The organism is Paracoccus shanxieyensis, assembly GCF_009711265.1.
Classification (GTDB): domain Bacteria; phylum Pseudomonadota; class Alphaproteobacteria; order Rhodobacterales; family Rhodobacteraceae; genus Paracoccus; species Paracoccus shanxieyensis.
This window is the reverse complement of sequence record NZ_WMII01000001.1, coordinates 181,652-205,842: the sequence shown is the minus strand read 5'-3', so window position 1 is coordinate 205,842 and position 24,191 is coordinate 181,652. Positions and strand designations below refer to the sequence as shown.

Genomic DNA, 24,191 nt, shown 5'->3' with positions numbered 1-24,191 from the left:
CCTCAGCGGCGGAATTCGGGGGTTTTCGGCCCGGTGATGATCTGCGCGGGATTGCGGCTTAGGGTCGTGACCAGCTTGTCCACATTCGTCACCAGCGCGCGCAGGTCGCTGGCCATGCGGGTGAATTGCGGCAGGCCGTCACGTGCGAAAGCCTGCACCGGCGCGCGCGCGCCGTCCAGCATCACGCGCAGGCTGGCAAAGGCGCCATCGGCGCTTTCGGCGGCGCTGCGCAGCCGGGCGGTGATGTCGGGCAGATCGGCGGTGACGCTGGCCAGCGTGTCGTTCAGCCGGCCCAGCGTGACCCGCAGATCGGCGGCGACCGGGCCGACCTCGGTGTTGATGATGCGGTCGGCGCCCTCGAACGCGCGGCCCGCGCTGCCCATCATCGGCACGGCCTGATCGGTCAGCCGCGTCAGATCGGCCTGCACCGATGCCGCGGTCGTCTGCAGTTGCTGCGTCAGCCCCTGCAGATCGCCCGCGATATAGCTGCGCGCCTGATCCAGCGTCGCGGTCCCGGCCTCCAGCGCCAGATCGGCGCGCTTGGCGGTTTCGTTGAACTGCGCCATCGCGGTATCGGCATTGGCCAGCGTGGTTTCCGCCGCCGCCCCCAGACTGTCCAGCTTGCCGCCAAAGGCCGAAATATCGTCCGCAGCCGAGGCGATGGCATCCGTCGCCTTGCTGACATCGGCCATCGCCTTGTCCAGATTGGCGGTCGAGCGTTCGGCATTGGACAGGATGTTGTGCACGCGGGTCTGGTTGTCGGGTCCAAGCAGCTGGGTCATCTGTTCGGCCACGGTATTCAGCCGCGAGATCATCTCTGGGCCCTGATCGTAAAGCGTCTGCAGCACGGACCTGTTCGCCTCGATCACCGGGATGTCGTCGGGATGCGCCTCGCGCAGCAGGGGCGCGTCGGGCGTGCCCGCGCTGATCGCCATGGTGGCCGAGCCGGTGACGGCCGAGAGTTCCAGCGAGGCGCGGGAATTGGTGCGCACGGGGGTATCCTCCTGCACCTCGATGCGCACGCGCACCGCGCCATTGGTGCCATCGGCAATCTGCATGTCGATGACCTTGCCCACCATCAGACCGGCAAAGCCCACCTCGGACGAGATGCCAAGCCCGGACACTTCCGGGAAATAGATGTCGTAATAGGCGAACTGCTTGTTCAGCTCCAGTTTGGCGAACCAGATCATGAAGGCCAGAAGGCCAAGAAAGCCCGCGATGGTGAAGGCGCCGATCAGGACGTAATTGGCCTTGGTTTCCATATCCTAATCCTTCCCGACGGTGGCGGCGCGGGCGCGCGGCCCGTGGAAATATTCATGCACCCAAGGGTGATCGACCTTCAGCATGTCGGCCATGGTGCCGGTCGTCAGCACCTTCTTTTCAGCCAGAACCGCGATGCGGTCGCAACAGGCGTGCAGCGTGTCCAGATCATGCGTGACCAGAAAGACCGACAGCCCCAGCGCGTCGCGCAGGCCGACGATCAGCTTGTCGAACGCATCCGCGCCGATCGGGTCCAGCCCGGCGGTGGGCTCATCCAGAAAGACGATTTCCGGATCCAGCGCCAGCGCCCGCGCCAGCCCGGCGCGCTTCTTCATGCCCCCCGACAGATCCGAGGGGTATTTGTCATTGGCATTCCATGGCAGCCCGGCCATCGACACCTTCAACTGCGCCAGCCCTTCGCGCTGCGCATCCGTCAGGCCCGGCACGGCCCGCAAGGGCACCTCGACGTTTTCCTGCACGGTCAGCGCGGAAAACAGCGCGCCGTCCTGAAACATGACGCCCCAGCGCCGTTCCAGCGCCTCGCGCGCGGGGCCAGAGAGCTGGCCGACATCCTGTCCCAGAACCCGCACCTTGCCCGCAGCCGGGGTAATCAGCCCGACGATGGTGCGCAGCAGCACCGATTTGCCGGTCCCGGAACCGCCCACGACGCCCAGAATCTCGCCGCGTTTCAGATCCAGATCCAGCCCGTCATGGATGACATGGCTGCCGAACTGGGTGCGCAGGCCGCGCACCTCGATGATATTGTCGGTCATATCCCGATCTCCGCAAAGAAGATCGAAAACAGCGCGTCGATGACGATGACGGCAAAGATCGCATTGACCACCGCGCGCGAGGTCTGCGCGCCCAGCGATTCGGCGTCCTTGCCGACCTTCATGCCCGCGTGACAGCCGATGATGCCGATGACGATGGCAAAGACCGGGGCCTTGCTGATGCCCGCGATGACATGTTCCACCCCGGTTTCGGCGACCAGACGATAGCGGAACATGCTGGGCGAGATGCCAAGTTCGATCCAGGACATGATCGCGCCGCCGATCAGCCCCGAGACATTGGCGATCAGCCCGAGGATCGGCAGCGTGATGAGCAGCGCCAGCACGCGCGGCAGGATCAGCACCATGTCGGGATCCATGCCCAGCGTGCGCATGGCGTCGATTTCCTCGCGCATCTTCATCGACCCGATCGAGGCCGTCAGCGCCGAAGCCGTGCGCCCCGCCACGATGATCGCGGTCAGAAGGATGCCCAGTTCGCGCAGGATGGAAATGGCGATCAGATCGACGACAAAGACCTCGGCCCCGAATTGCTGAAGCTGGGCCGCGCCCTGAAAGGCCAGCACCACACCGATCAGAAAGGACATCAGCGCGACGATGGGCACGGCGCGCAGCCCGGTTTCCTGACAGTGATGCACCAGCGATGTCAGGCGGAATTCGCGTGGATGGCGGATGGCGCGGCCGGCTGCCGCCAGAAAGCGGCCCAGATATTCGGCAAGCTCGCGCTGAAAGGCCAGCATCTCGACGACGCGCTGCCCGGTGCGTTCCAGAAGCGCGCGCCAGCCGGGGCAGGGGGCTGCGGCAGGATCGGGTTTCGGCAAAGCTTTGGTCACCGTGTCCAGCAGCGCCTGCTGCTGCGGGGTCAGCCCCTCGATCCGGGTGCCCTGCGCGGCGCGGTCGGCCAGATACCATGCGGCGGCGGTGTCAAAGCGGGTGACGTTATCCAGCCGGATCGCCTGCGGCGCCGTCTGGGCAAGCTGCGGCAGGGTCCAGACCGTCAGCTCGCCCGACAGGCGCAGGCTGTCGCCATCGGGCCTTGCCGTCAGCTTGTGTTCACCTGCCGGATCGTTCATGGCCCGCCCTGCCGTTCAACTTGCGGATTATTCGAACGATTGTCCGGAAATGTCAAACCGATGCAAGCTCCAGCGTGCGCATCAGGCTGTCGACATCCAGACTGAATTCCGTGGGTCCGCCTTCGGCCACGACATAGCCATAGCCCATCCCCAGCGCGTCGGTGTAATCCTTCCAAGGATTGTTGAAGCGGAAGGGCGGCTGGATCGCGACCATGGCCGCACCTTCGGCCATCGACAAAAGGCCATGCGCAAAGGCGCTGCCTTCGACCGAGCAGACCAGCGCGGCATCGTGCAGCTTCGCGGCGATGTCCGCGACGGACTGGCGGGCGGGGTCGACGATCTCAAAGCCCTCGCGCGACAGCTGATCGGCAATCGCGGCCTCGTTCAGCAGATTGCGCGCCTGCCCGCCGCTGCGCAGGATGAAGACGCCATGCCCCTGCCGTTCGCCGCCCGGCGCCCGCATCCTGCGGCGCAGTTCGGCCATGCGGGCGCGGCGGTCGGCGGTCATGCCGTGGTCGCGAAACACCCATGCGCGGTCGATGCGGGCCGTGCCGATCTGCGCAGCCGACAGCCCCAGCCGGTCGCGATAGGGCCGGGCGTGCGACCACGTCTGTTGCAGGGTCGGGCGCGGCAGGCGAGGCGTGGCAAATCGCGGCGCCAGCAGCGCGGCCGAGGAATCGTCGATCAGGAAATGCCCGAAGAACTGGTCCCCCACGGTCGTGGCGGGCAGGCTGCATTCGGCGATGTGTTCGACCGGGCCGCCTGAGATGATTGGTTCGGGGCGCACCACCTGCTGACGGCGCGCGCCGTGGCAATAGATGAAGCCGTCGAAATACTGCACATTGCGCAACAGCATCGCCTTGGTCGCGTCATGCAGGATCGGCCCGCCGCCGATGCGCGACATTTCGTTGGGCAGGTTGGTGTCGGGCGGCGTGGCCTTTACCCGGTCCATCTGGCCCGGCAGCGCGAAGGCGGCAGGACGTTCGGCCATTTCATCGGGCGAGACGATCACCACCTCGGCGGCGATGGTCTCATCGCCCGGATTGCGGCCCAGCTTGCATGAGATGCGCGTGGTCAGTCGTTGGGCAAGAAGCGTGGCGGCAAACAACGGGGATCTTTCATCATGCAACTTTGTCGTGTGTCATATTACCGTCCCGGATGTCTTTGGGAAGTGTTGCCTTGCGTCATGGCTGCGACAGCGCCCGCATCATGCGCATCGGCTCGGTCCGGGCCAGCCGCAGGACATGGACCATGAAGGGCTGGTTCAGATCGTCGCTGCGCACCGCGGCATAAAGCCTGCGCAACATGCCCTGCGGACCCAGCGGCAGCATGGCCAGTTCCGGATTGGCGGCATGGGCGCGCAGCACCCAGTCGGGCATCACCGCCACCCCGCGCCCCGAGGCGATCAGCATCAGCGCCACCGCCGTCTGTTCGATGACGCGGTGATGCGCGGGCTCGACCCCGGCCGGGTCCAGAAACTGCGAAAACACATCCAGCCGCGCCCGGTCCATCGGATAGGTGATCAGCGTCTGGTCGGCGAAATCCTGCGGCTCGGCATAGCCCTTGGCGATCAGCGGATGGTTGGCGGCCAGCACCATGGTCGGCGCATAGTCGAACAGCGGCTGATAGGCCACGCCCTCCATCTCTTCGGGATCGGACGAGATCACCATATCCACCTGTCCGCGCACCAGCGCGGGCAGGGCCTTCAGGGCAAGGCTGGTGCGGATGTCCAGATCGACCTCGGGCCAGGCGCGGCGGAACTGGTCCAGCACCGGCAAAAGCCAGTCGAAACAATGGTGACATTCCATCGCCACATGCAGGCGACCGGCGCGGCCCAACTCGACGGCGCGGAACTCGGCCTCGGCGGCGGCGATCATCGGCAGCACCTGTTCGGCGGTGCGCAGCAGGCGCATCCCCGCACCCGAGAGCCGCAGGGGCTTGGTCTTGCGCAAGAACAACTCGACCCCGGCCTGTTCCTCAAGCGCCTTGATCTGATGCGACAGCGCCGATTGCGTCAGGTTCAGCACCTCGGCGGCGCGGGCAAGGCCGCCTTGTTCATGGATGGCGCGCAGGCTGCGCAGGTGACGAAGTTCCAGATGCATGATGACTGCGATTCATGACGATGTTGAGGATTATGAATTTGTCTCACGTCACCGGCCATGTCAAAAGCCTTGCGACAAAAGGATAGTGCAATGACGACACCCGCGATCAGTTTCGAGTTCTTCCCGCCCAAAAATCTGGATCAGTCGTTCCGGCTGTGGGAAACCGCGCGGGCGCTGGCGCCGCTGGGGCCGGAATTCGTCTCGGTGACCTATGGCGCGGGCGGCACGACGCGTCAACTGACGCATGAGGCGGTGACGGCACTTTCCACGCATTACGGGCTGAATGTCGCGGCGCACCTGACCTGCGTCGATGCCACGCGCGAAGAAACCATGCAGATCGTCGCGGATTACGCGGCGGCGGGCGTGCATGAGATCGTGGCGCTGCGGGGCGATGCGCCGCAGGGGCAGGACCGGTTCGCGCCGCATCCCGATGGCTTTGCCAATTCGATCCAGCTGATCGAGGCGATCGCCGCGCGGGGCGACATGACCATCCGCTGCGGCGCCTATCCCGAGCCGCACCCCGAAAGCCCCGACACCTCCGCCGATGTGGCATGGCTCAAGCGCAAGTCCGATGGGGGCGCGACCAGCGCCATCACGCAGTTCTTCTTTGATGCCGACACGTTCTTCCGCTTCCGCGATCAGGCGGAACGCGCGGGCGTCACGGCCCGCATCATTCCCGGCATCCTGCCGATCCAAAGCTGGGCGGGCACCCGGCGCTTTGCCGAACGCTGCGGCACCAGCGTGCCGCAATGGGCCGAGGACGCCTTTGCCGCCGCAGGCAAGGCCGGCGAGGCGCAGCTGGCGCTGGAGACCTGCGTGCGGCTGTGTCAGGATCTGGTGGATGGCGGCGTGGACATCCTGCATTTCTATACGCTGAACAAGCCCGAACTGGTGCTGAAGGTCTGCGACGCGATGGGCGTCGCCGCCAAGCCCGAACTTGCCGCCTAAGCCGGGGCCGAATCCCTGCCGCTGCCCGGCCTGCCGGGCAGGCGCAGCTTGGGCAACCGGCGCCGGGACTGGGCGCGCGCGGTTTCCAGATGCCCGACCAGATGCGCGGGACCGGCATAGGGCCGCGTGACCGAGGCGTGCAGCAATTCGCTGAGATCCAGCCCCGGCTGGCGTGCCGCCCGCATCAGGAAGATCTTGCCCCAACTGCGCCATGACCCGACCGAGCGCGCCTGCGTGTCGCAAGGCAGCGCCGCGCGCCAGCCAGCGGCCAGCGGCAGTCCCGCCTTTTCGGCCTGCGACAGCAGCCAGACCAGCGGCACATTCGCCAAGGGGCGCGCCGCTTCGAAGCGGCCAAGCTGGCCGCCAATGTCGGAATGGCAACCGCGAAACCACATCTGTTCCACCCGCTCATCCGCCTGATCCCCGGCCCACAGCACCGGGGCAAAGGCCTGCCGGGTTTCGTCCAGCGCCAGCGCATGCGCGCCCCGCCGGACATTCGGGGCGATATGGCCCTTGGAATATCGGAACCGGGGCTCGGATATGGTGCGGCTGAAGGGCAGGCGCAGACCCAGCGACATCACCATGTCCAGCAGGCCCAGCATCTGCACGGGCACTTCAGGGTGGCACAGCGCGGGGTCCAGCCGGGCGCCGGTTTCGTGCCGGTAATGCTGCCATGCTGCGGCGATGGTGTCGGCGGTCGCATGTTCCGGCCGCGGCAGGCCGATGCGATGGATCATGTCGGCCAGCGCGCAGACGCCGATGCCGCCGCGCGAATATCCGAACAGAAACAGAGGGTTGCCCGGCCGCCAGTGACGCGCCAGCCACGCATAGGCCGACAGGATGCTGTCATCCAGCGACTGCCCCGAGATCAGCTGTGGCACGGTGCGCCATGCCGCCCATTGCTGGCCCGGCGCGTAATGCAGCTGCACCCCCGGCTGGTTCACGATCAGCGCATGGATGCGCGCGATTGACGAGCATTGCCCCTCGGTCAATGAGGCGAAGGTCCCGTCCAGCAGGACCACTTGGCAAACAGGGGGCGCGTCGGGCTGCATGACCGGGACGCTAGCAGTCCTTCGCGACGCTAAGGTGGCGGCTTTATGAAAATGCCTTGACAGAAACCTGCGCCATCTGCCCGAAGCCGTTGAATTGCGTATTCGTAACCGTGGAATAAGCACCCGCACCATGGAACACCACAAAATCGCCCTCGGACACATTGCCGGGCAGGGCGAGTTCCCCCGGCAATCGGTCAAGTGAATCGCAGGTCGGGCCAAAGACCGTGCGGGGCCGCACCGTGCCTTCACGCGGCTGGCCGTCGGGCGTCAGCACCTCGATCCTGTCCAGATTGCCGATCTGGGGCAATTCGGTCAGGCCGCCATAGACGCCGTCATTCAGGAAGATGTCGGAATCGCGCACAGCCTTGATGCGGGTGATCAGCGAAAAGGCATCGCCGCAAAGCGCCCGGCCCGGTTCGCAGACCAGTAGCGGCGCGTCGGCAAACACCGCGACGCTGCGGCGGATCTGCGCAAAGATCGCCGCCAGATCCGGCGCGACGCCGTTCACGCGATGCGACGGAAAGCCGCCGCCGACATTCAGGCGGTGAATGCGGATCCCGGCCAGGCGGGAAATCTGCGCCGCCATGCGGATATAGCCATCCCATGCGCGCGGATCGGTGCATTGCGTGCCGGGATGGAATGTCAACGAGGGCGAATGGCCCCGCGCCGCCACCACCCGCAGCAGTTCAGCGGCAAGATCGGGCGTCGCCCCGAATTTCGAGCCGAAATCATAGGCCGCCCCTTTGATCGGCAGCTTGAAGCGCACCGCGATTTCCGCAGCCTGCGGCAGGGCGGCGCACAGCTTTTCCAGCTCGGACGGGCAATCGACCGACCAGACCCCTACGCCCGCAGCAACGGCATGGTCGATTTCCGCCCGCGACCGCACCGGGTTGTGGTAATGCCGCGCCGCGCCGGGCACCAGCCGCCCGATCAGGTCGATCTCGGCCGGGGACGCCACATCGAAGCCCGTGATCCCCGCCAAGGCCAGCGTGCGGATCACCCGCCTGTCGGGATTGGCCTTGACCGCATAGGTGACAAGCCCCGGAAAGCCCTGCAGAAACCGCCGCGCCTGCGCGCGCAGCACGCTGGGGGCAAAGGCCATGACCGGATGATCGGGCTGCATGTCGCGCACGATCTGCGCCGGGTTCGTCCAGACTGCGGGTGCGCGGCTTTCTGTCAGTCCCATCTGCCATCCCCTGATTTCTTACAGGTTGCGCGCGATGTGGGGCGGACGCAGCAGCGAAAGTGGTGGAACTGCCCGGCAGATCCGGTAAAACGACAGGGTTTTCGTCATTATGACAGGGGGGGTCGTGGACGAGCTTGATCGGGGGATTCTGGCCTATCTGGCGCAGGATGCGCGGCTGTCGGTTGCGGTGCTGGCGCGGCGGCTGAAGGTGGCACGCTCGACCGTGCAGGCCCGACTCGAGCGGCTGGAAACCAGCGGAGCGATTGCCGGATATACCCTGCGGCTGGGCGATAGCGCCCGCGAAAGCCGCATCCGCGCCACATGCCTTTTGACCATCGAGCCGCGATCTCAGGCCGGGATCCTGACGCGCCTGCGCAACCTGCCCGAGGTCGAACGCATCCACACCACCAGCGGGCGTGTCGACATTCTGCTGCAACTGGCGGCCGGATCGACCAGCCAGCTGGACGATGTGCTGGACCAGATCGGCGGATTGACCGGCGTGCGCAGCAGCGAAAGCCTGATCCACCTGTCCACCAAGCTGGACCGCGCGACCTAGGCGGGGCGCAGCAGCGTCACCACCGTGTCGCCATATTTGCGCTGGTCGATCTGGGTCAGGCCGGCGACCACCGGGGGCGCGGTGGATTCCTCCCAGACCACCATGCCCTGCGGGGCGATCCAGCCGCCTTTCAGGGCGTTGGCCAGCGCCACCTCGCCCATGCCCTTGCCATAGGGCGGGTCCAGAAACACCAGATCATAGCCCTTGGCGCGGTTCTCTCCCAGATTGGTGGCATCGCGCCGCCAGACATCTGTGACGCCCATGGCGCGGGCCTTTTCGATATTGGCGCGCAGCAGGGCCCGCGCCGCCACGCCGTCATCGACAAAGGCCACGCGGGCCGCGCCGCGCGACAGCGCCTCAAGCCCCAATGCGCCGGTGCCTGCGAACAGGTCCAGGACGCGCGCGCCCGGAATGGGGTTTCCATGCGTGCCGTTCACCAGCAGGTTGAACATCGATTCCCGCACCCGGTCGGTCGTGGGGCGCAGATGCGCCTGTGCGTCCCCCGCACCCACATCGGCCAGTTTCAGACCGCGCAGATTGCCGCCGATGATCCTCATAGCAGGGCCTTCAGGTCGGTGGCGCTGGCCACGGTTTCGGGCAGGGGCGATGTGCCGGCCTCGATCAGGCGCTTGCCGATCATATAGGCGCGGGCGTCGTTCAGCGCGTCCACCGCGATCAGCCGCCCCGCGCGGTAATACCAGACCGAGCCGGGCCGCGTCACCACCCGGTCATATCCGGCGTTCAGCCCGGCGATCTGCAGCTTGGCGTCGAACTGATCCGACCAGAACCACGGTTTCGGCACATAGGGCGTGGCCGCACCCAGCATGTTCGCGGCGACGGTTTCCGCCATGTCGATGGCATTGCCGACACTTTCCAGCCGCATCCGCCCATCGGGGCCGGGAAAGCTGGCGCAATCGCCCGCCGCCCAGATCGCCGGATCGCTGCTGCGGCCCTGCGCATCGACGGCGATGCCGTTGTCGATCTGCAGCCCCGCCGCCTCGGCCAATGCGGTGCGGGGCGACACGCCGATGCCGCAGATCACCAGATCGGCAGGCAGCACGCGCCCGTCTGCCAGAGCCACGCCATCGGAAATGCCCGTGATGGCCGTGCCTTCGATGATCCGCACGCCATGGCGTTCCTGCAGCGCGCGGATCATGTCGGCGGTCTGGGGGGCGGCGACGCGGCCAAGGATGCGCGGCGCGGCCTCGACCAGCGTGACCTCTAGCCCCAGCTTGCGGGCGACCGCCGCCGCCTCAAGCCCGACATAGCCGCCGCCGATCACCACCAGCCGCCGCCCGGTCCCCATCGCAGGCCGCAGCCCGGCGATGTCGGCCAGATCGCGCACCACATGCACATGCGCCAGATCGCCGCCCATGGCCGCAGGCAACCGGCGCGGCGCGGCGCCCAGCGTCAGCGCCAAGGCGTCATAGGGCAGCGGGCCTGCGTCGGTCTGCACCTCGCGCCGGGCCCGGTCGATGGCCGTGGCGCGGCAGCCAAGGCGCAGCGTGATGCCCTGTTCCTGCCACCAGTCCGGCGCGCGCAGCGTCAGCCGGTCCAGCCCCATCTCTCCCAGCAGATAGGCCTTGGACAAGGGGGGGCGCTGATAGGGCGGCGCGGGCTCATCGCCGATGACCGTGACCCCGCCTGTATGGCCAAGCGCCCGCAGCCGCGCCGCCAGCGATGCCGCCGCCTGACCCGCGCCTAGGATCACGATATTCATGCCACGCCCCCGCTGGTGTTTCGCGGAGCGCACCCTATAGTCCGGCCCGAACCGATGCAATTCATGGAGGAAGCGCATGGCAATCGCAAAAGGGGACAAGCTGCCCGCGGGTGAGCTGGTCAAGCTGGGCGAGAACGGCCCGGAAACCGTCAAGGTTCAGGATCTGACCGGCAAGGTCGCGATCTTTGCCGTGCCGGGGGCCTATACGCCGACCTGCAGCAACAGCCACATGCCCAGCTTCGTGAAGAATGCCGACAAGTTCCGCGAAAAGGGCGTGTCGCGCGTGATCTGTGTCACCGTCAACGACCCCTTTGTCGCGGGCGCATGGTCGAAATCGACCGGCGCGGGCGATGCGGGGATCGAGGTTCTGGCCGATGCCGATGGCAGCTGGACCAAGGCGCTTGGCATGAACATCGAAGGCGCGGGCTGGGTCAACGGCCGCTCGAAGCGCTATGCGATGCTGGTCGATGGCGGTGTCGTGACCGAATTTCAGGTCGAGGAAAGCCCCGGCGCCTGCACCATTTCCTCGGGCGAGTCGCTGCTGGATCTGGTCTGAGGCGACAGGCTGAACACCCCGCAAAAACGCTGGGCGGCATCGCGATCGCCGGCCAGCGCCACCCGCCCCGCCATGGACATGGCGACCGGGCCGGGCCCGTAGATGGCAAAGGCCAGATCGTTGCCGCTGCCCTGCAAGGTGAAATCGCCCCCCGCCTGACGCACGGCCCGCACCTGCGGCGCGCCTGCCGGATCGAATGTCACGCGAAACTGCTCGGGCCCCGAGATCACGCCCGCGACCAGCCCGGACCCCGCCGCAGCCGCCAGATCGACCGTCGCGGACATCGAGATCATCAGCGCCGAGACGCTGATATGCCGCATCGGGTCATGCCCCGGCAGCAGCAGCGCCCAGCGGCACAGCTCGCGCAGGACGGGATGCAGCGCGCGGCCCCGATCCGTCAGCGCATAGATCCCCAGCGCCGGGTCGTGATCGACCACCCCCGCATCGGCCAGTTGCCCCAGCCGCTGCGTCAGCACGCTGGCGGTGATCCCCGGCAACCCGGCGCGGATCATCTGAAACCTTTTGGGCGCAAACATCAGTTCCCGCACCACCAGCAGCCCCCAGCGGTCGCCGATGGTGTTCAGCGCATGGGCGCCAAGGCAGCCCTCATCATAGCGCAGGCGGGATTTTGCGGGATCAGTCATGTAAAGATATTATCAGTTGCTTTTTAATACTGCAAGTGCCAGCCTTGGAATCACCGGCGCATATCGCGCCACAGAGGAGGAAGCGATGACTTACTACTCGGGGTTTCTGCTGGCGGTGCCGACCGCGAACAAGCAGGCTTATATCGACCATGCCAAGATGGCCGCGCCGATGTTCAAGCGCCTGGGCGCCATCCGCCTGATCGAGAATTGGGGCGTCGATGTGCCGCGCGGCAAGGTCACGGATTTCTACATGGCGACGCAGGCCAAGGATGACGAAACCGTGGTGTTTTCGTGGATCGAATGGCCGGACCGGGTCACGGCGGACGCCGCCTATGCCAAGATGATGGACGACCCCGAGATGCAGAAGATGCCCGAGATGCCCTTTGACGGCATGCGCATGATGTGGGGCGGGTTCGAGCCCGTGGTGGACGAAAGCTGAGGGGGCGGTCATGTTTCACGGAAAACCCTGCTGGTTTGAACTGACCACCCCCAAAGGCGCGCTGGCGCGGACCGGCGATTTCTATGCCAAGCTGTTTGGCTGGCGCATCGCCGATGCCGGGATGGACGGCTTTACCTATCACCTTGCCAGCCATGGCGGCGACATGATCGCGGGCCTCTATGAGGCGATGGACGACACGCCTGCGTTCTGGGCGGTCTATTTCGACGTGGACGATGTCGATGCGGCAGCCGACAAGATCGCGACCCTGGGCGGCAAGCTGCTGCACGGGCCTGCCGATATTCCCGGAACCGGGAGGTTCGCGGTGGTCTCGGACCCGCAGGGGGCTGTCTTCAGCATCCTGCAACCCGCCGCGATGGATCCGCAGCCCGGCGTCGATACCGGGGCATGGAATCAGCAGAAGGAAAGCCACGGCAACTGGATCGAACTGATGTCCACCGACCCCGAGGCGGGCTTCGACTTCTATGCCGAAATGTTCGGCTGGGCCAAGTCCGACACCATGCCGATGGGAGAGATGGGCAATTACCAGCTGTTCACATGGCAGGGCACGCAGATCGGCGGCATGATGGGGCTGGGCAATGCGCCCCGTCCGTGCTGGCTGCCCTATTTCGGCGTGAACGGCGTCGATGCCGCGATCCAGCGCATCGAAGCGGCGGGCGGCACGGTCATGCACGGCCCGGTCGAGGTTCCGGGCCCCGCCTTCATCGCCGTGGCGCAGGATCCGAATGGCGCGCATTTCGCCATCGTCGGCCCCAAGGCGCAGACGGCATGATCCGCGCGCTTTGCCTTGCGATCCTCTGCGCCGCCCCGGTGGCGGCGCAGGACTACAGCCCCGCCGATGTGCCGCATGGGCAAAGGGATTTCCATGCGGCGGCGGCGGGCAGCTATCGGCTGGACCCGATGCACACCGCCGTCATCGCCCGCGTGCTGCATCTGGGATTTTCCTACAGCCTGTTCCGCTTTGACGCGCCCGACGGCGTGCTGGAATGGAACCCCGACGATCCGACGCAGAACCGGCTTGAGGCGCATGTCGCGATCGACAGCCTGTCGACCCCGGTTGCGGGCTTCAAAGAGGTCTTGCTGGGTGCGGATTACCTGAACGCGGTGGCCAATCCGCAGGCAAGCTTCGTGTCGGACAGCTTCACCGCGGACGGCAATACCCGCGGCACGGTCGCAGGGCAGTTGACGCTGATGGGCCGCACCCATCCCGCCACTTTCGATGTGACGCTGATCGGCGCGGGCAAGGGCTATACCGGCGACGCGCAGGGAAACCCCATCATCCGCGATCTGATCGGCATTCAGGCCACTACCGAAATCGACCCGCAGGCCTATGGGCTGAATGCGTTCTTCACCGCGCCCATCCCCATCCAGATAGATGCCGAATTCGTCCGGCAGGAGTAAGCCATGCTGACCATCACCACCTATGACTGGGTTCCCGATATGGCCAAGGGCTATGTCCGCGACCTGCGCATCCGCTGGGCCTGCCATGAGGCGGGGCTGCCCTATCGCATCGAATCGACCAGCCTCAGCGGCAAGACACCCCAGCACTTCGCCCGCCAGCCCTTTGGTCAGGTGCCGATGCTGCGCGACGGCGATCTGTCGATCTTTGAAAGCGGCGCGATCCTGCTGTATCTGGGCGAACGCCACCCCGCGCTGATGCCCGAGGGCGCGGCGGACCGGGTCAAGGCCCAGCAATGGCTGATCGCCGCGCTGAACACGCTGGAACCGCCCGCGATGATGCTGGCCATGGCGCGCTGGATCAAGCAGGACCCGGCCGCCGAGGGCATTGTCCTGCCATGGCTGCACGACCGGCTTGGCCAGCTTGAAACGGTGCTGCAGGGGCGCGAATTCATCGCCGCAGACCGGTTCACCGTGGCCGATATCCTGATGGCCGACATTCTGCGCATCGTCGATGGCCTTGGGGAAATCGCGCCCTATCCGGGGCTGAAGGCTTATCAGGACCGGATTACCGCGCGCCCGGCCTTTCAGCAGGCGCTGGCGGAACAACTGGCGCATTTCGCGCAGGCCGCGTGATGCTGACACTGTTTTATCACCCGCTGTCGTCCTTTTGCTGGAAGCCTCTGGTCGCGCTTTATGACACGCAGCGCGAATTCACGCCGCATCCGATCGACCTGACAAAGCCCGAGGATGCGGCGCTTCTGGAAAGCCTGTGGCCCATGCGGCAGTTTCCGGTGCTGCAGGACGGCGCCACGCGGATCGCCGAAAGCTCGATCATGATCGAACATCTGGACCTGAACCATCCGGCGCAGTCGCGCATGCTGCCCGCCGATCCTCAGGCCGCGCTGCCCATCCGGCTGTGGGACCGCTTTTTCGACATGAACATCCAGCTGGTCATGCAAAAGATCGTCGATGACGCGCTGCGCCCGCCCGAACGCCGCGATCCGGTCATCGTGGAACAGGCCCGCGACAAGCTGGACCGCGCCTATCGCGTGGCCGAGCGCCACCTGTCGGGGCAGGGCGATTGGGCGGCAGGGGCGTTTTCGCTGGCCGATTGTGCGGCGCTGCCGGCGCTGTTCTATGCCGGGGCGATCCATCCGTTTGACGACCATCCCGCGATGCGGGCGTATTTCGACCGGCTGGTGCAGCGCCCCTCATGTGCGCGGGTGCTGGACGAGGCGAAGCCGTGGTTTCGGTATTTCCCGTTTCAGGACCGCATTCCCGCGCGCTTCATGACCTAGCGCCTGTTGGCATTTCGTGCGCCTTTCGCTATCCCCGGTCGCGATTGATGGGGTGACGACATGGCCATGGAAAAGAACTTCGACGCCGAAAGCGCCGAGACGCGCATCGCAGCGGAATGGGCGGCAACGGACGCCTTTGCTGCCGGAGCCAATGCAAAGCCGGGGGCGGACAGCTTTTCGGTCGTGATCCCGCCGCCGAACGTCACCGGCAGCCTGCATATCGGTCACGCGCTGAACAATACCTTGCAGGACATCCTTGTGCGCTGGCACCGGATGCGTGGCTTCGACACGCTGTGGCAGCCCGGACAGGACCATGCCGGGATCGCCACCCAGATGGTGGTCGAACGCCGCATGGCCGAACGTCAGGAACCGGGCCGCCGCCAGATCGGGCGCGAGGCGTTCCTGCAGAAGGTCTGGGCGTGGAAACAGGAATCCGGCGACACGATCATCGGCCAGCTGAAGCGTCTGGGGGCAAGCTGCGACTGGTCGCGCAATGCCTTCACCATGTCCGGCGCGCCGGGTGCGCCCGCTGGCGAAGAGGGCAATTTCCACGATGCCGTCATCAAGGTCTTTGTCGACATGTATGACAAAGGCCTGATCTATCGCGGCAAGCGTCTGGTCAACTGGGACCCGCATTTCGAGACCGCGATTTCCGATCTTGAGGTCGAAAGCCGCGAAACCCCCGGCCATATGTGGCATTTCAAATACCCGCTGGCGGGTGGCGAAAGCTATGAATATGTCGAACGCGACGAGGACGGCAACGTCACCCTGCGCGAAACCCGCGACTATATCAGCATCGCGACGACCCGGCCCGAAACCATGCTGGGCGATGGCGCGGTCGCGGTGCATCCCGACGATGCCCGCTATGCCCCCATCGTCGGCAAGCTGGTGGAAATCCCGGTCGGGCCCAAGGAGCACCGCCGCCTGATCCCGATCATCACAGATGAATATCCCGATCCGCATTTCGGCTCGGGCGCGGTCAAGATCACCGGCGCGCATGATTTCAACGATTACGGCGTGGCGATGCGCAATGGCATCCCGCTTTATGCGCTGCTGGACACCAAGGGCGCGCTGCGTGCAGACGGGCTGTCCTATGCCGAAAGCGCCGCCATCGCCAGCCGTGCCGCGGCGGGCGAGGATGTGGGCGATGTCTCGAACGTCAACCTTGTCCCCGAGGATCTGCGCGGCCTTGACCGTTACGACGCCCGCAAGACTGTGATCGAGGCGATCACGGCCGAAGGTCTGGCCGTCACCTATCTGCACAAGGAAATCGACAAGGAAACCGGCGCCGAACATATGGAGCGCCGGCCTGTGGTCGATGCCAAGCCGATCATGCAGCCCTTCGGCGACCGTTCCGGCGTGGTGATCGAGCCGATGCTGACCGATCAGTGGTTCGTCGATACGGCAAAGATCGTCGGCCCGGCGCTGGAGGCCGTCCGCTCGGGCAAGACCCGCATCCTGCCGGAACAGCACGAAAAGGTCTATTTCCACTGGCTGGAGAATATCGAGCCCTGGACCATCTCGCGCCAGCTGTGGTGGGGGCATCAGATCCCGGTGTGGTATGATGACGAGGGCAACCAGTATTGCGCCGCGAATGAAGCCGCGGCGCAAGCGCTGGCGCCGGGCAAGGCGCTGACCCGCGATCCCGATGTGCTGGATACATGGTTCAGCTCGGGCCTGTGGCCCATCGGCACGCTGGGCTGGCCGGAACAGACGCCGGAACTGGCGCGCTATTTCCCGACCAGCACGTTGGTCACCGGGTTCGACATCATCTTTTTCTGGGTCGCCCGGATGATGATGATGCAGCTTGCCGTGGTGGGCGATGTGCCGTTCCGCACGGTCTATGTTCACGGGCTGGTGCGCGACGAAAAGGGCGCGAAGATGTCGAAGTCGAAAGGCAACGTCATCGACCCGCTGACGCTGATCGACGAATACGGCGCGGACGCGCTGCGCTTCACGCTGACCAGCATGGCCGCGATGGGCCGCGATCCCAAGCTGGGGCCGAAACATGTCGAGGCGAACCGCAATTTCGTCACCAAGATCTGGAACGCCACCCGCTTTGCCGAGATGAACGGCGTGCGCGGCGGTGTCGCCCGGCCTGATGCGAAGAACGTGGTGAACCGCTGGATCATCGGCGAGGTGGCGCGGATCCGCATGGCCACGGATGAGGCGCTGGCCAGCTATCGCTTCAACGATGCGGCGACCGGGCTTTACGCCTTTGTCTGGGGCAAGGTCTGCGACTGGTATGTCGAATTCTCGAAACCGCTGTTCGATGGCGAATTCGCGGCCGAAACGCAGGCGACCATGGGCTGGGTGCTGGATCAGTGCTTTATCATGCTGCATCCGATCATGCCCTTCGTCACCGAGGAACTGTGGGCGCTGACCGCGGACCGGCCGAAGATGCTGGTACATGGCGACTGGCCGGAATATGGCGCGGAACTGATCGACGCCGATGCCGACCGGCAGATGAACTGGGTCATTCAGGTCATCGACAATATCCGCTCGGCCCGCGCGCAGATCGGCGTGCCCGCAGGCGCGCGTCCCGATCTGATCGTGACCGAGGCGGATGCGGCGGCGCAGGCGGCGCTTGCGGCGAATGCCCCGCTGATCGAGCGGCTGGCGCGGGTGAACCCGCCGCAGGCCGGGGCGATGGGGGCAGGCATGATCTCGGTCGCGGCGCTGGGAGCGAGCTTCGCGCTGCCGGTGGGCGAGATGATCGATGTGAAGGCCGAAACCGCGCGGCTGGAGAAATCGGTCGGCAAGACCGAGAAGGATGCCTCGGGGCTGCGTGGACGGCTGGCGAACCCGAAATTCGTCGAGAATGCCGGGCCGGAGGTGATCGAGGAGACCCGCGAGAAGCTGGCCGCGCTGGAAGATGACATCGCCCGGATCAAGGGTGCTTTGGCGCAGCTGGCCGCGATGTAGCCGCTGGCCGCGCCGGTGGTGCGGTCGGATTGGGTATTTGAAAAACAAGGACGGCCAGAGGGTCGCGCTTCAGAGCGCGGCCCTGATGCTTGCCGCGATCATCGCCGGGGCGTCATCGGCCATGCCGATCGGGGGCAGGGTGATGCCCTTGAAGCCGGCTTTGGTTAGCGCCTGAGGCAAATCGTCGGTCACATGTTCGGCCCGGGTGGCGAACAGCGGCAGGCAGATCGTGCGGTAGGGCAGGTCGCGGGCGGCATCGGCGATGAAGGGGGCTTCTTCGATGAAGCCGCAGGAGGTGGTCAGGGGCGCGAGGTCGGCGGCCATCTTGCGCGCGGCCTCGGCCGGGGCGCGCGAGCGGCCCGAGCCATGCGCCGCGATCAGGATATGGGTGTCGTGAAGCGGCCAGCCCTGCGCCGCGGCGGCCTGTTCCAGCAGGCTGCGGCACAGCACAGGCAGGCCGGGATCGCTGCCGAAGGGCGGCAGGATGCGGGCGGTGGCCGCGCCCGCAAGTTGCAGGCGGCGGGGCAGTTCGCTGCGCGTGAACCAGCCCGTCGCCATGAACATCGGATAGATCAGCCGCGCGTCACGCGCCACGTCCAGCGCGCCGGGCATCGCCAGCGTCGCGCCCTGCACGGAGATCCCCGGCAGGTATGCGGCGACGCGCCGGGCCAGATCCTGTGTCGCGGCCTGTTGCGGGCCGGGATCACCCGGCTGGCCATGCGCGACGATCAGGGCGTCAGGCACGGAAGGCCTCGGCGAAGGGTTCGGGGATGTCGAATTCCTTCAGTGCGATCATCCGGGCCTGTGCCGACATCTTGCGGGCGGTCTTTTCGACGATGCGTTGCAGTTCGTCGGGGTCGCGGCCTTCGGCGAAGGGGCCCAGATACCAGCGGATGAAGGTGAAACAGGCCACGTCCTCCAGCGCCTGCACGTCATCGTCGCGCTTGATGCCCTGCTTCATCAGCATCTTTTCGCAATGCGCCACGTCTTCGGCGGGATAGCCCGCATCCTGCATGATGCCTGCCACCCGCGTGGCATGGCGGCGGCCCTGTTCGGTGCGCCATGCCAGATAGCCGGGGCGGTCCATGGCATAGGCATCGCGCGGCAGTTGCCAGCGTTCGATATGCTGGCCGCGGCAGGCGATCTGCAGCGGCTCGGACGCATCGGGGTAAAGCGCCTGCTGTTCCGCTGTCATGCGCTGGCCATAGAGCAGTTCCTTGGGCTGGCCGGCTTCGAGATGCGGATCGGCGGCGTTGGCGGTGTCGATGGCGTCGAAGGCTGTCTGCAGGCGGGTCATGGGATCCTCGGGGTTGGCTTTGGCCATCATGGCGCAGTCGGGCTGGGGGTCAATGCGGAAGGCGGAATGGCTGGGGGATGGTGTCGCGCCCGTCCAGAAGCAGCGTGGCCAGCATGTCGGCGCAGGCCGGAGCCATGGCGAGCCCGATCTTGAAGCCGCCATTGGCCACATAATCGCCGGGCCTGCCGGGCCATGCGCCGAGGATGGGGGCGCGGGATCTGGCGCGCGGGCGCAGTCCGGCCCAGCGGTCGATCACCGGCGCATCCGCCAGTGCCGGGCAGATCATGCGCGCCTGCGCGATCAGCGCGTCAAGCTGCCCATCCGTGCCAAGGTCCGTCACGTCGCGTTCCGAGGTCGAGCCGATGGCCACGGTCCCGTCGCCATGCGGCACGATATGCAGCCCGTCGGCAAAGACCTGCGGGGCGTCCGCCGCCGGAAAGGCCAGCAGCGCCGACTGGCCCTTGACGCCAGTGCCGCCCCAATCCGCAAGACCAGCCGCGCCCGTGGCCCAGATGGCGGGGCTTTGCGCGGGCGTCCCCTCGATGATCTGGCCGCCCTTGGCGCGGATCGCGGCGGCCAGCGCGGCGCAGGCGCGGCGCGGGTTGATGCGCGCCGTCAGCCGGTCCACCAGCCACAGCCCCGAAGCCGAGGCCGGAATCAGCGGCCCCTCGGGCGCATCCGTCATCGCCATGCCCGCCCATGCGGGCCAATGCGCCCTGGCCCCCGCGATGCGTTCGGCCATGCGCGCCTCGGCGCCCTTTGGCACCGGCTGGATCCGGCCGGTGCGGGCATAGCCGGGATCGGTGCCGCCGATATCGGCCACCTCGGCCCACCAGTCTGCGGCGGCGATCAGTGCGTCCAGTTGCACCTGTTTCTTGGCGTTCCATGTCTCGGGCGCATGCGGGGCCAGTGCGCCGACATGCCCGCCCGAGGCCCCCGCGCCGATCCGCGCGCGCTCGATGACGCGCACGGGTTGGCCGCGCCGGATCAGCGCCCATGCGCAGGACAGCCCGAAGATGCCCGCCCCCGCCACCGTGATTTCGCTTGCCATTCCGCCGCCCCTTGCCGCATTGCCTTGCGAAAAGGAGTTAGCGCGGATGAGCAAGCGCGACCAGAGCAGCGCCGATCTGGACTGGCGCGAGGGCGGCATTCCCGTGTCGCGCCGGTTCGACGATCCGTATTTCAGCCTGAATGGCGGGCTGGCCGAAACGCGGCATGTGTTTCTGGCGGGCAATGACCTGCCCGCGCGTCTGGTCCCCGGCTTTCATATCGCCGAACTGGGCTTCGGCACCGGGCTGAACCTGCTGGCGCTGGCGCAGATCGCGCGGCAGCCGATCCGCTTTACCAGCTTCGAGGCCTTCCCGATGGGCCTTGACGAACTGACCCGCGCCCATGCCGCCTTCCCCGAGCTTGCGGGTCTGTCGGCCCAGCTGCGCGCGGGCTGGGCACAGGACAGCTTTTGCGTGGGGCAGGTGCAGGCGCGCGTCATTCGCGGCGATGCCCGCCTGACGCTGCCCGCATGGCAGGACCGCGCCGATGCGTGGTTTCTGGACGGCTTCTCCCCCGCGAAGAACCCGGAATTATGGGGCGAGGATCTGCTGGCTCAGGTCGCCCGCCACACCGTGCCAGGCGGCAGCTTTGCCACCTATACCGCGGCCGGGCATGTGCGGCGCGCGCTGGCGGGGGCGGGCTTTGCGGTCAGCCGCGTGCAGGGCTTTGCCGGCAAGCGCCACATGAGCGTGGGCCGCCTAGCGCCGCACCTCGGGGATGCGTGAGGGGGTGTAATCGACGGGCCGGTGCGGTGGCCGCCCATGGGTGCGGGCCCAGAAATCGCGCCCGCCCAGCCGCAGAAAGACCGGCAGCGCCAGCACCAGCCCCGCAACGAAACCCGCCGCATGGGCGACATAAGCCACGCCGTCATCCCGGATCACCGCCGTGCCCACGACCTGCAGCGCGAACCATGCCATCAGCAGCACCCATGCGGGGATGGTGAAGCGCTTGAAGATGATGATGATGATCGCGATGACATCGACGCGCGCGCGCGGAAACAGCAGCAGATAGCCGCCCAGAACCCCCGCGATGGCGCCGGATGCGCCGATCATCGGGATCGTGCTTTGCGGATCGGCCATGATCTGCCCGCCCGCCGCCAGCAAGCCACAGGCCAGATAAAACACCAGAAAGCCGACATGGCCCATCTGATCCTCAAGGTTATCGCCAAAGACCCACAAAAACAGCATGTTGCCGATGATATGCATGAAGCCCGCATGCAGGAACATATGCGTCACCAGCCCCCACAGCCATTCGCCCTGCGTGATGGCCAGCGGATACAGCGCCAGCCGCCCCCACAGCGCATCCATATTGCCCAGCCACGGATCGGTCAGCAGAAACATCAGCACGTTCAGAAAGATCAGCCCGTTTCTGACATAGGGCGTGCGCTCGGAGGGGTTGTGATCTCGGATCGGAAACATCGCGGGCCCTGTACTGGTGACGGTGCAGCGTGACGCATCGGATGGCATGGCGCAAGCAGGCCTGTTCGGATCACCGACGCAGGTATAGCATCGCCGCAGACTCGCAAGGAGAGCAGCCGATGACCAGCCTGACGGACCGCAAGAACGCCGCCATTTCGCGCGGGGTGGGCATGACGACACAGATCTATGCCGACCGCGCCGAAAACGCCGAGATCTGGGACAAGGACGGCCAGCGCTATATCGACTTTGCGGCGGGGATCGCCGTGGTCAATACCGGCCACCGTCATCCTCGGGTCATTCAGGCGGTCAAGGACCAGCTGGACCGCTTCACCCATACCTGCCATCAGGTCGTGCCTTATGAAAACTATGTCGCGCTGGCGGAACGGCTGAACGATCTGGTGCCGGGCGACGGCCCAAAAAAGACCGCCTTCTACACCACCGGCGCCGAGGCCGTGGAAAACGCCGTCAAGATCGCGCGGCATTACAAGAACCGCCCCGGCATCATCGCGTTCTCGGGCGGCTTTCATGGCCGCACCTTCATGGGCATGTCGCTGACCGGCAAGGTCCAGCCCTACAAGGCGGGATTCGGGCCGATGATGAACGACATCTGGCATCTGCCCTTCCCGAACGAATTGCACGGCGTCAGTCAGGATCAGGCGCTGGCCGCGCTGGACCGGCTGTTCAAATCCGACATCGACCCGGCGCGGGTCGCCGCCATCATCGTCGAACCCGTGCAGGGCGAGGGCGGCTTTTACGAAGCCCCGCCCGGCTTCCTGCAGCGCCTGCGCGAGATCTGCGACCAATATGCGATGCTGCTGATCGCGGATGAGGTGCAGACGGGCTTTGCCCGCACCGGGCGCCTGTTCGCCATGGAACATCACGGCGTCGCGGCGGATCTGACGACCATGGCCAAGGGGCTGGGCGGCGGCCTGCCGATCAGCGCCGTCACCGGCCGGGCCGAGGTGATGGACAGCCCCGGACCGGGCGGACTTGGCGGCACCTATGCCGGCAACCCGCTGGCAGTGGCGGCGGCCCATGCCGTGCTTGACGTGATCGCCGACGAAGACCTGTGCGCGCGGGCGACCCGGCTGGGACAACGGCTGAAGCAGCGCCTTGCCAGCCTGACCGAAACCGTCCCGGAAATCGTCGATATCCGCGGCCCCGGCTTCATGAACGCGGTCGAATTCAACGTGGCGGGCAGCGACCGGCCAAACGCCGAAATGGCCAACCGCGTGCGCGAGGAAGCCTTGGCCCGCAACCTGATCCTGCTGACCTGCGGCGTCTATGGCAATGTCATCCGCTTCCTTGCGCCGCTGACCATTCAGGATGCGGTCTTCGACGAGGCGCTGGACATTCTGGAAGCCTCGATCCTCGCCGCGCGCGGCTGACACGAAAAAAGGTCCGACCCCAAGGCCGGACCTTTCCGTTTCTCTGTTCAACAAATACTCATGCGACCTTGCGGCCGGGCGATCAGGCCAGCGCCTTGGATCCCATGTTCAGGAATTTCTGCCGCCGGTCCTTGATGATCTCGGTGCGCTTCTTGCCGTCGAACTCGGCCAGCATCTCGGCGATGACATCGCCCACGGCGGCAATCGCTTCGGCGGGGGCGCGTTGCGCGCCGCCCATCGGCTCGGGGATGATGCGGTCGATCACGTCCAGCTTCTTCAGATCCTGCGCGGTCAGGCGCAGCGCATTGGCGGCCTCGCGCATCTTTTCGGCATCCTTCCACAGGATCGAGGCGCAGCCCTCGGGCGAGATCACCGAATAGATCGAATGTTCCAGCATGGCGATGCGGTTCGCGGTTGCAAAGGCCACAGCCCCGCCCGAACCGCCTTCGCCGATCACCACCGAAATCAGCGGCACGCCGATCTGCAGGCATTTCTCGGTCGAGCGCGCGATGGCCTCGGACTGGCCGCGTTCCTCGGCGCCCTTGCCGGGATAGGCGCCGGGGGTGTCCACCAGCGTGATGACCGGCAGGCGGAAACGGTCGGCGATATCCATCAGCCGGATCGCCTTGCGATATCCCTCGGGCCGGGCCATGCCGAAATTATGCGTGATGCGGGACTTGGTATCATTGCCCTTTTCATGGCCGATGATGACGCAGGGCGCATCGCGGAACCGGGCAAGGCCGCCCATGACGGCGTGGTCCTCGCCAAAGGCGCGGTCGCCCGCCAAGGGGGTATATTCGCTGAAAAGCCCGGCGATATAATCGCGGCAATGCGGGCGTTCGGGATGGCGCGCCACCTGCGTCTTGCGCCAGGGATCAAGCTGCTTGTACAGATCGCGCAGCATTTCCTCGGCCTTGCGGTCAAGGCCCGCCGCCTCTTTCTCAAGATCGACGCCTTCGCCCTTGCGGGCCAGAACGCGCAGTTCCTCGGCCTTGCCCTCCAGATCGGCAAGGGGCTTTTCGAACTCGAGATAGGTCATTCACGGCTCCGCGCTGGTCGGGTTTGCGGGACTATA

The 24,191-nt window shown here is 66.2% G+C and carries 26 protein-coding genes; 11 read left to right on the top strand and 15 right to left on the bottom strand.

Going from position 1 to position 24,191, the window contains the following annotated elements:
• Window positions 1-2: 2 nt before the first annotated feature.
• From GL284_RS01010 to GL284_RS00990, 5 genes are all read right to left on the bottom strand, one after another.
• Window positions 3-1,262 (bottom strand): MlaD family protein, encoded by a 1,260-nt coding sequence (locus GL284_RS01010; protein WP_155042786.1) that lies wholly within the window; start codon window positions 1,260-1,262, stop codon window positions 3-5.
• A gap of 3 nt (window positions 1,263-1,265) precedes the next feature.
• Complete coding sequence (locus tag GL284_RS01005; RefSeq protein ID WP_155042785.1) at window positions 1,266-2,033, bottom strand: ABC transporter ATP-binding protein; 768 nt, start codon at window positions 2,031-2,033, stop codon at window positions 1,266-1,268.
• The gene (locus GL284_RS01000; RefSeq protein ID WP_155042784.1) at window positions 2,030-3,118 is read right to left on the bottom strand and encodes an ABC transporter permease; all 1,089 of its coding nucleotides are present in this window, start codon (window positions 3,116-3,118) and stop codon (window positions 2,030-2,032) included. The genes GL284_RS01005 and GL284_RS01000 overlap by 4 nt, the downstream gene beginning before the upstream one ends.
• 52 nt (window positions 3,119-3,170) lie before the next feature.
• Window positions 3,171-4,226 (bottom strand): glycosyltransferase family 61 protein, encoded by a 1,056-nt coding sequence (locus GL284_RS00995; RefSeq protein ID WP_155042783.1) that lies wholly within the window; start codon window positions 4,224-4,226, stop codon window positions 3,171-3,173.
• A gap of 76 nt (window positions 4,227-4,302) precedes the next feature.
• Window positions 4,303-5,220 (bottom strand): LysR family transcriptional regulator, encoded by a 918-nt coding sequence (locus GL284_RS00990; RefSeq protein WP_155042782.1) that lies wholly within the window; start codon window positions 5,218-5,220, stop codon window positions 4,303-4,305.
• 90 nt (window positions 5,221-5,310) lie between these two features.
• On the opposite strand from GL284_RS00990, the gene metF reads away from it, so the two are divergent.
• Window positions 5,311-6,168 carry a methylenetetrahydrofolate reductase [NAD(P)H] gene (gene metF, locus GL284_RS00985; RefSeq protein WP_155042781.1) on the top strand — a complete coding sequence of 286 codons (858 nt, stop codon included), beginning with the start codon at window positions 5,311-5,313 and terminating at the stop codon, window positions 6,166-6,168.
• Here the strand turns inward: metF and GL284_RS00980 are convergent.
• Both GL284_RS00980 and GL284_RS00975 read right to left on the bottom strand, forming a co-directional pair.
• Window positions 6,165-7,190 carry a phospholipase effector Tle1 domain-containing protein gene (locus tag GL284_RS00980; RefSeq protein WP_196216688.1) on the bottom strand — a complete coding sequence of 342 codons (1,026 nt, stop codon included), beginning with the start codon at window positions 7,188-7,190 and terminating at the stop codon, window positions 6,165-6,167. The two genes, metF and GL284_RS00980, sit on opposite strands and share 4 nt — an antisense overlap.
• A 73-nt stretch (window positions 7,191-7,263) precedes the next feature.
• On the bottom strand, window positions 7,264-8,406 hold the full coding sequence (locus GL284_RS00975) for a type III PLP-dependent enzyme (RefSeq protein ID WP_155042779.1): 1,143 nt from the start codon (window positions 8,404-8,406) through the stop codon (window positions 7,264-7,266).
• A 124-nt stretch (window positions 8,407-8,530) separates the two neighbouring features.
• On the opposite strand from GL284_RS00975, the gene GL284_RS00970 reads away from it, so the two are divergent.
• Entirely contained in the window at window positions 8,531-8,962 is a 432-nt protein-coding gene (locus tag GL284_RS00970; RefSeq protein ID WP_341870260.1) for an Lrp/AsnC family transcriptional regulator, read from the top strand.
• On the opposite strand, the gene rsmD is transcribed toward GL284_RS00970, so the two are convergent.
• Window positions 8,959-9,519, bottom strand: a complete 561-nt coding sequence (rsmD, locus tag GL284_RS00965) for a 16S rRNA (guanine(966)-N(2))-methyltransferase RsmD (RefSeq protein ID WP_155042777.1) — start codon at window positions 9,517-9,519, stop codon at window positions 8,959-8,961. The genes GL284_RS00970 and rsmD overlap by 4 nt on opposite strands.
• Complete coding sequence (locus tag GL284_RS00960) at window positions 9,516-10,682, bottom strand: NAD(P)/FAD-dependent oxidoreductase (protein ID WP_155042776.1); 1,167 nt, start codon at window positions 10,680-10,682, stop codon at window positions 9,516-9,518. The genes rsmD and GL284_RS00960 overlap by 4 nt, the downstream gene beginning before the upstream one ends.
• Window positions 10,683-10,758: 76 nt before the next feature.
• Between GL284_RS00960 and GL284_RS00955 the strand changes: the two genes are divergently transcribed.
• Window positions 10,759-11,238, top strand: a complete 480-nt coding sequence (locus tag GL284_RS00955; RefSeq protein WP_155042775.1) for a peroxiredoxin — start codon at window positions 10,759-10,761, stop codon at window positions 11,236-11,238.
• On the opposite strand, the gene GL284_RS00950 is transcribed toward GL284_RS00955, so the two are convergent.
• Window positions 11,172-11,882 carry a winged helix-turn-helix transcriptional regulator gene (locus GL284_RS00950; protein WP_155042774.1) on the bottom strand — a complete coding sequence of 237 codons (711 nt, stop codon included), beginning with the start codon at window positions 11,880-11,882 and terminating at the stop codon, window positions 11,172-11,174. The two genes, GL284_RS00955 and GL284_RS00950, sit on opposite strands and share 67 nt — an antisense overlap.
• A gap of 85 nt (window positions 11,883-11,967) precedes the next feature.
• Here GL284_RS00950 and GL284_RS00945 point away from each other — a divergent pair, with 85 nt between their 5' ends.
• The 6 genes from GL284_RS00945 to GL284_RS00920 are packed head-to-tail and all read left to right on the top strand — an operon-like array spanning window position 11,968 to window position 17,963.
• Entirely contained in the window at window positions 11,968-12,321 is a 354-nt protein-coding gene (locus GL284_RS00945; RefSeq protein ID WP_155042773.1) for a DUF1428 domain-containing protein, read from the top strand.
• Window positions 12,322-12,331: 10 nt separating this feature from the next.
• Window positions 12,332-13,111, top strand: coding sequence for a VOC family protein (locus tag GL284_RS00940; protein WP_155042772.1), 780 nt, complete (start codon window positions 12,332-12,334; stop codon window positions 13,109-13,111).
• Window positions 13,108-13,740, top strand: a complete 633-nt coding sequence (locus GL284_RS00935; protein ID WP_155042771.1) for a YceI family protein — start codon at window positions 13,108-13,110, stop codon at window positions 13,738-13,740. The genes GL284_RS00940 and GL284_RS00935 overlap by 4 nt, the downstream gene beginning before the upstream one ends.
• 3 nt (window positions 13,741-13,743) lie before the next feature.
• Window positions 13,744-14,373 carry a glutathione S-transferase family protein gene (locus GL284_RS00930; protein ID WP_155042770.1) on the top strand — a complete coding sequence of 210 codons (630 nt, stop codon included), beginning with the start codon at window positions 13,744-13,746 and terminating at the stop codon, window positions 14,371-14,373.
• A complete protein-coding gene (locus GL284_RS00925; RefSeq protein WP_155042769.1) occupies window positions 14,373-15,038 on the top strand; it encodes a glutathione S-transferase family protein in 666 nt (221 codons plus the stop codon). Before GL284_RS00930 ends, GL284_RS00925 begins: the two co-directional genes overlap by 1 nt.
• Before the next feature lie 60 nt (window positions 15,039-15,098).
• Window positions 15,099-17,963 (top strand): valine--tRNA ligase, encoded by a 2,865-nt coding sequence (locus GL284_RS00920; RefSeq protein ID WP_155042768.1) that lies wholly within the window; start codon window positions 15,099-15,101, stop codon window positions 17,961-17,963.
• A 69-nt stretch (window positions 17,964-18,032) separates the two neighbouring features.
• Here the strand turns inward: GL284_RS00920 and GL284_RS00915 are convergent, their stop codons facing one another.
• The 3 genes from GL284_RS00915 to GL284_RS00905 are packed head-to-tail and all read right to left on the bottom strand — an operon-like array spanning window position 18,033 to window position 20,311.
• Window positions 18,033-18,707, bottom strand: a complete 675-nt coding sequence (locus GL284_RS00915; protein WP_341870261.1) for a sirohydrochlorin chelatase — start codon at window positions 18,705-18,707, stop codon at window positions 18,033-18,035.
• The gene (locus GL284_RS00910; RefSeq protein WP_155042767.1) at window positions 18,700-19,260 is read right to left on the bottom strand and encodes a DUF4202 domain-containing protein; all 561 of its coding nucleotides are present in this window, start codon (window positions 19,258-19,260) and stop codon (window positions 18,700-18,702) included. The genes GL284_RS00915 and GL284_RS00910 overlap by 8 nt, the downstream gene beginning before the upstream one ends.
• Before the next feature lie 49 nt (window positions 19,261-19,309).
• A complete protein-coding gene (locus GL284_RS00905) occupies window positions 19,310-20,311 on the bottom strand; it encodes an NAD(P)/FAD-dependent oxidoreductase (protein WP_155042766.1) in 1,002 nt (333 codons plus the stop codon).
• Between the two features lie 46 nt (window positions 20,312-20,357).
• Between GL284_RS00905 and mnmC2 the strand changes: the two genes are divergently transcribed.
• Window positions 20,358-21,035: a tRNA (5-methylaminomethyl-2-thiouridine)(34)-methyltransferase MnmC2 gene (gene mnmC2 / locus GL284_RS00900; protein WP_155042765.1), complete on the top strand. Its 678-nt coding sequence runs from the start codon at window positions 20,358-20,360 to the stop codon at window positions 21,033-21,035.
• On the opposite strand, the gene GL284_RS00895 is transcribed toward mnmC2, so the two are convergent.
• A complete protein-coding gene (locus tag GL284_RS00895; protein WP_155042764.1) occupies window positions 21,009-21,728 on the bottom strand; it encodes a rhomboid family intramembrane serine protease in 720 nt (239 codons plus the stop codon). The two genes, mnmC2 and GL284_RS00895, sit on opposite strands and share 27 nt — an antisense overlap.
• Before the next feature lie 119 nt (window positions 21,729-21,847).
• On the opposite strand from GL284_RS00895, the gene GL284_RS00890 reads away from it, so the two are divergent.
• The gene (locus GL284_RS00890; RefSeq protein WP_155042763.1) at window positions 21,848-23,116 is read left to right on the top strand and encodes a 4-aminobutyrate--2-oxoglutarate transaminase; all 1,269 of its coding nucleotides are present in this window, start codon (window positions 21,848-21,850) and stop codon (window positions 23,114-23,116) included.
• Between the two features lie 82 nt (window positions 23,117-23,198).
• On the opposite strand, the gene GL284_RS00885 is transcribed toward GL284_RS00890, so the two are convergent.
• Window positions 23,199-24,155 (bottom strand): acetyl-CoA carboxylase carboxyltransferase subunit alpha, encoded by a 957-nt coding sequence (locus GL284_RS00885; protein WP_155042762.1) that lies wholly within the window; start codon window positions 24,153-24,155, stop codon window positions 23,199-23,201.
• Window positions 24,156-24,191: the final 36 nt, after the last annotated feature.

What these genes read in the sequence shown, in the direction of transcription:
- GL284_RS00955 (WP_155042775.1), top strand. Translation starts at nt 10,759, where the DNA reads ATGGCAATCGCAAAAGGGGACAAGCTGCCCGCGGGTGAGCTGGTCAAG.
- GL284_RS00905 (WP_155042766.1), bottom strand. Translation starts at nt 20,311, where the DNA reads ATGGCAAGCGAAATCACGGTGGCGGGGGCGGGCATCTTCGGGCTGTCC.
- GL284_RS00960 (WP_155042776.1), bottom strand. Translation starts at nt 10,682, where the DNA reads ATGAATATCGTGATCCTAGGCGCGGGTCAGGCGGCGGCATCGCTGGCG.
- GL284_RS00925 (WP_155042769.1), top strand. Translation starts at nt 14,373, where the DNA reads ATGCTGACACTGTTTTATCACCCGCTGTCGTCCTTTTGCTGGAAGCCT.
- GL284_RS01000 (WP_155042784.1), bottom strand. Translation starts at nt 3,118, where the DNA reads ATGAACGATCCGGCAGGTGAACACAAGCTGACGGCAAGGCCCGATGGC.
- GL284_RS00950 (WP_155042774.1), bottom strand. Translation starts at nt 11,882, where the DNA reads ATGACTGATCCCGCAAAATCCCGCCTGCGCTATGATGAGGGCTGCCTT.
- GL284_RS00895 (WP_155042764.1), bottom strand. Translation starts at nt 21,728, where the DNA reads ATGTTTCCGATCCGAGATCACAACCCCTCCGAGCGCACGCCCTATGTC.
- GL284_RS01010 (WP_155042786.1), bottom strand. Translation starts at nt 1,262, where the DNA reads ATGGAAACCAAGGCCAATTACGTCCTGATCGGCGCCTTCACCATCGCG.
- GL284_RS00990 (WP_155042782.1), bottom strand. Translation starts at nt 5,220, where the DNA reads ATGCATCTGGAACTTCGTCACCTGCGCAGCCTGCGCGCCATCCATGAA.
- GL284_RS00945 (WP_155042773.1), top strand. Translation starts at nt 11,968, where the DNA reads ATGACTTACTACTCGGGGTTTCTGCTGGCGGTGCCGACCGCGAACAAG.
- GL284_RS00910 (WP_155042767.1), bottom strand. Translation starts at nt 19,260, where the DNA reads ATGACCCGCCTGCAGACAGCCTTCGACGCCATCGACACCGCCAACGCC.
- GL284_RS00885 (WP_155042762.1), bottom strand. Translation starts at nt 24,155, where the DNA reads ATGACCTATCTCGAGTTCGAAAAGCCCCTTGCCGATCTGGAGGGCAAG.
- GL284_RS00940 (WP_155042772.1), top strand. Translation starts at nt 12,332, where the DNA reads ATGTTTCACGGAAAACCCTGCTGGTTTGAACTGACCACCCCCAAAGGC.
- mnmC2 (WP_155042765.1), top strand. Translation starts at nt 20,358, where the DNA reads ATGAGCAAGCGCGACCAGAGCAGCGCCGATCTGGACTGGCGCGAGGGC.
- GL284_RS00975 (WP_155042779.1), bottom strand. Translation starts at nt 8,406, where the DNA reads ATGGGACTGACAGAAAGCCGCGCACCCGCAGTCTGGACGAACCCGGCG.
- metF (WP_155042781.1), top strand. Translation starts at nt 5,311, where the DNA reads ATGACGACACCCGCGATCAGTTTCGAGTTCTTCCCGCCCAAAAATCTG.
- rsmD (WP_155042777.1), bottom strand. Translation starts at nt 9,519, where the DNA reads ATGAGGATCATCGGCGGCAATCTGCGCGGTCTGAAACTGGCCGATGTG.
- GL284_RS00890 (WP_155042763.1), top strand. Translation starts at nt 21,848, where the DNA reads ATGACCAGCCTGACGGACCGCAAGAACGCCGCCATTTCGCGCGGGGTG.
- GL284_RS00920 (WP_155042768.1), top strand. Translation starts at nt 15,099, where the DNA reads ATGGCCATGGAAAAGAACTTCGACGCCGAAAGCGCCGAGACGCGCATC.
- GL284_RS00930 (WP_155042770.1), top strand. Translation starts at nt 13,744, where the DNA reads ATGCTGACCATCACCACCTATGACTGGGTTCCCGATATGGCCAAGGGC.
- GL284_RS00935 (WP_155042771.1), top strand. Translation starts at nt 13,108, where the DNA reads ATGATCCGCGCGCTTTGCCTTGCGATCCTCTGCGCCGCCCCGGTGGCG.
- GL284_RS01005 (WP_155042785.1), bottom strand. Translation starts at nt 2,033, where the DNA reads ATGACCGACAATATCATCGAGGTGCGCGGCCTGCGCACCCAGTTCGGC.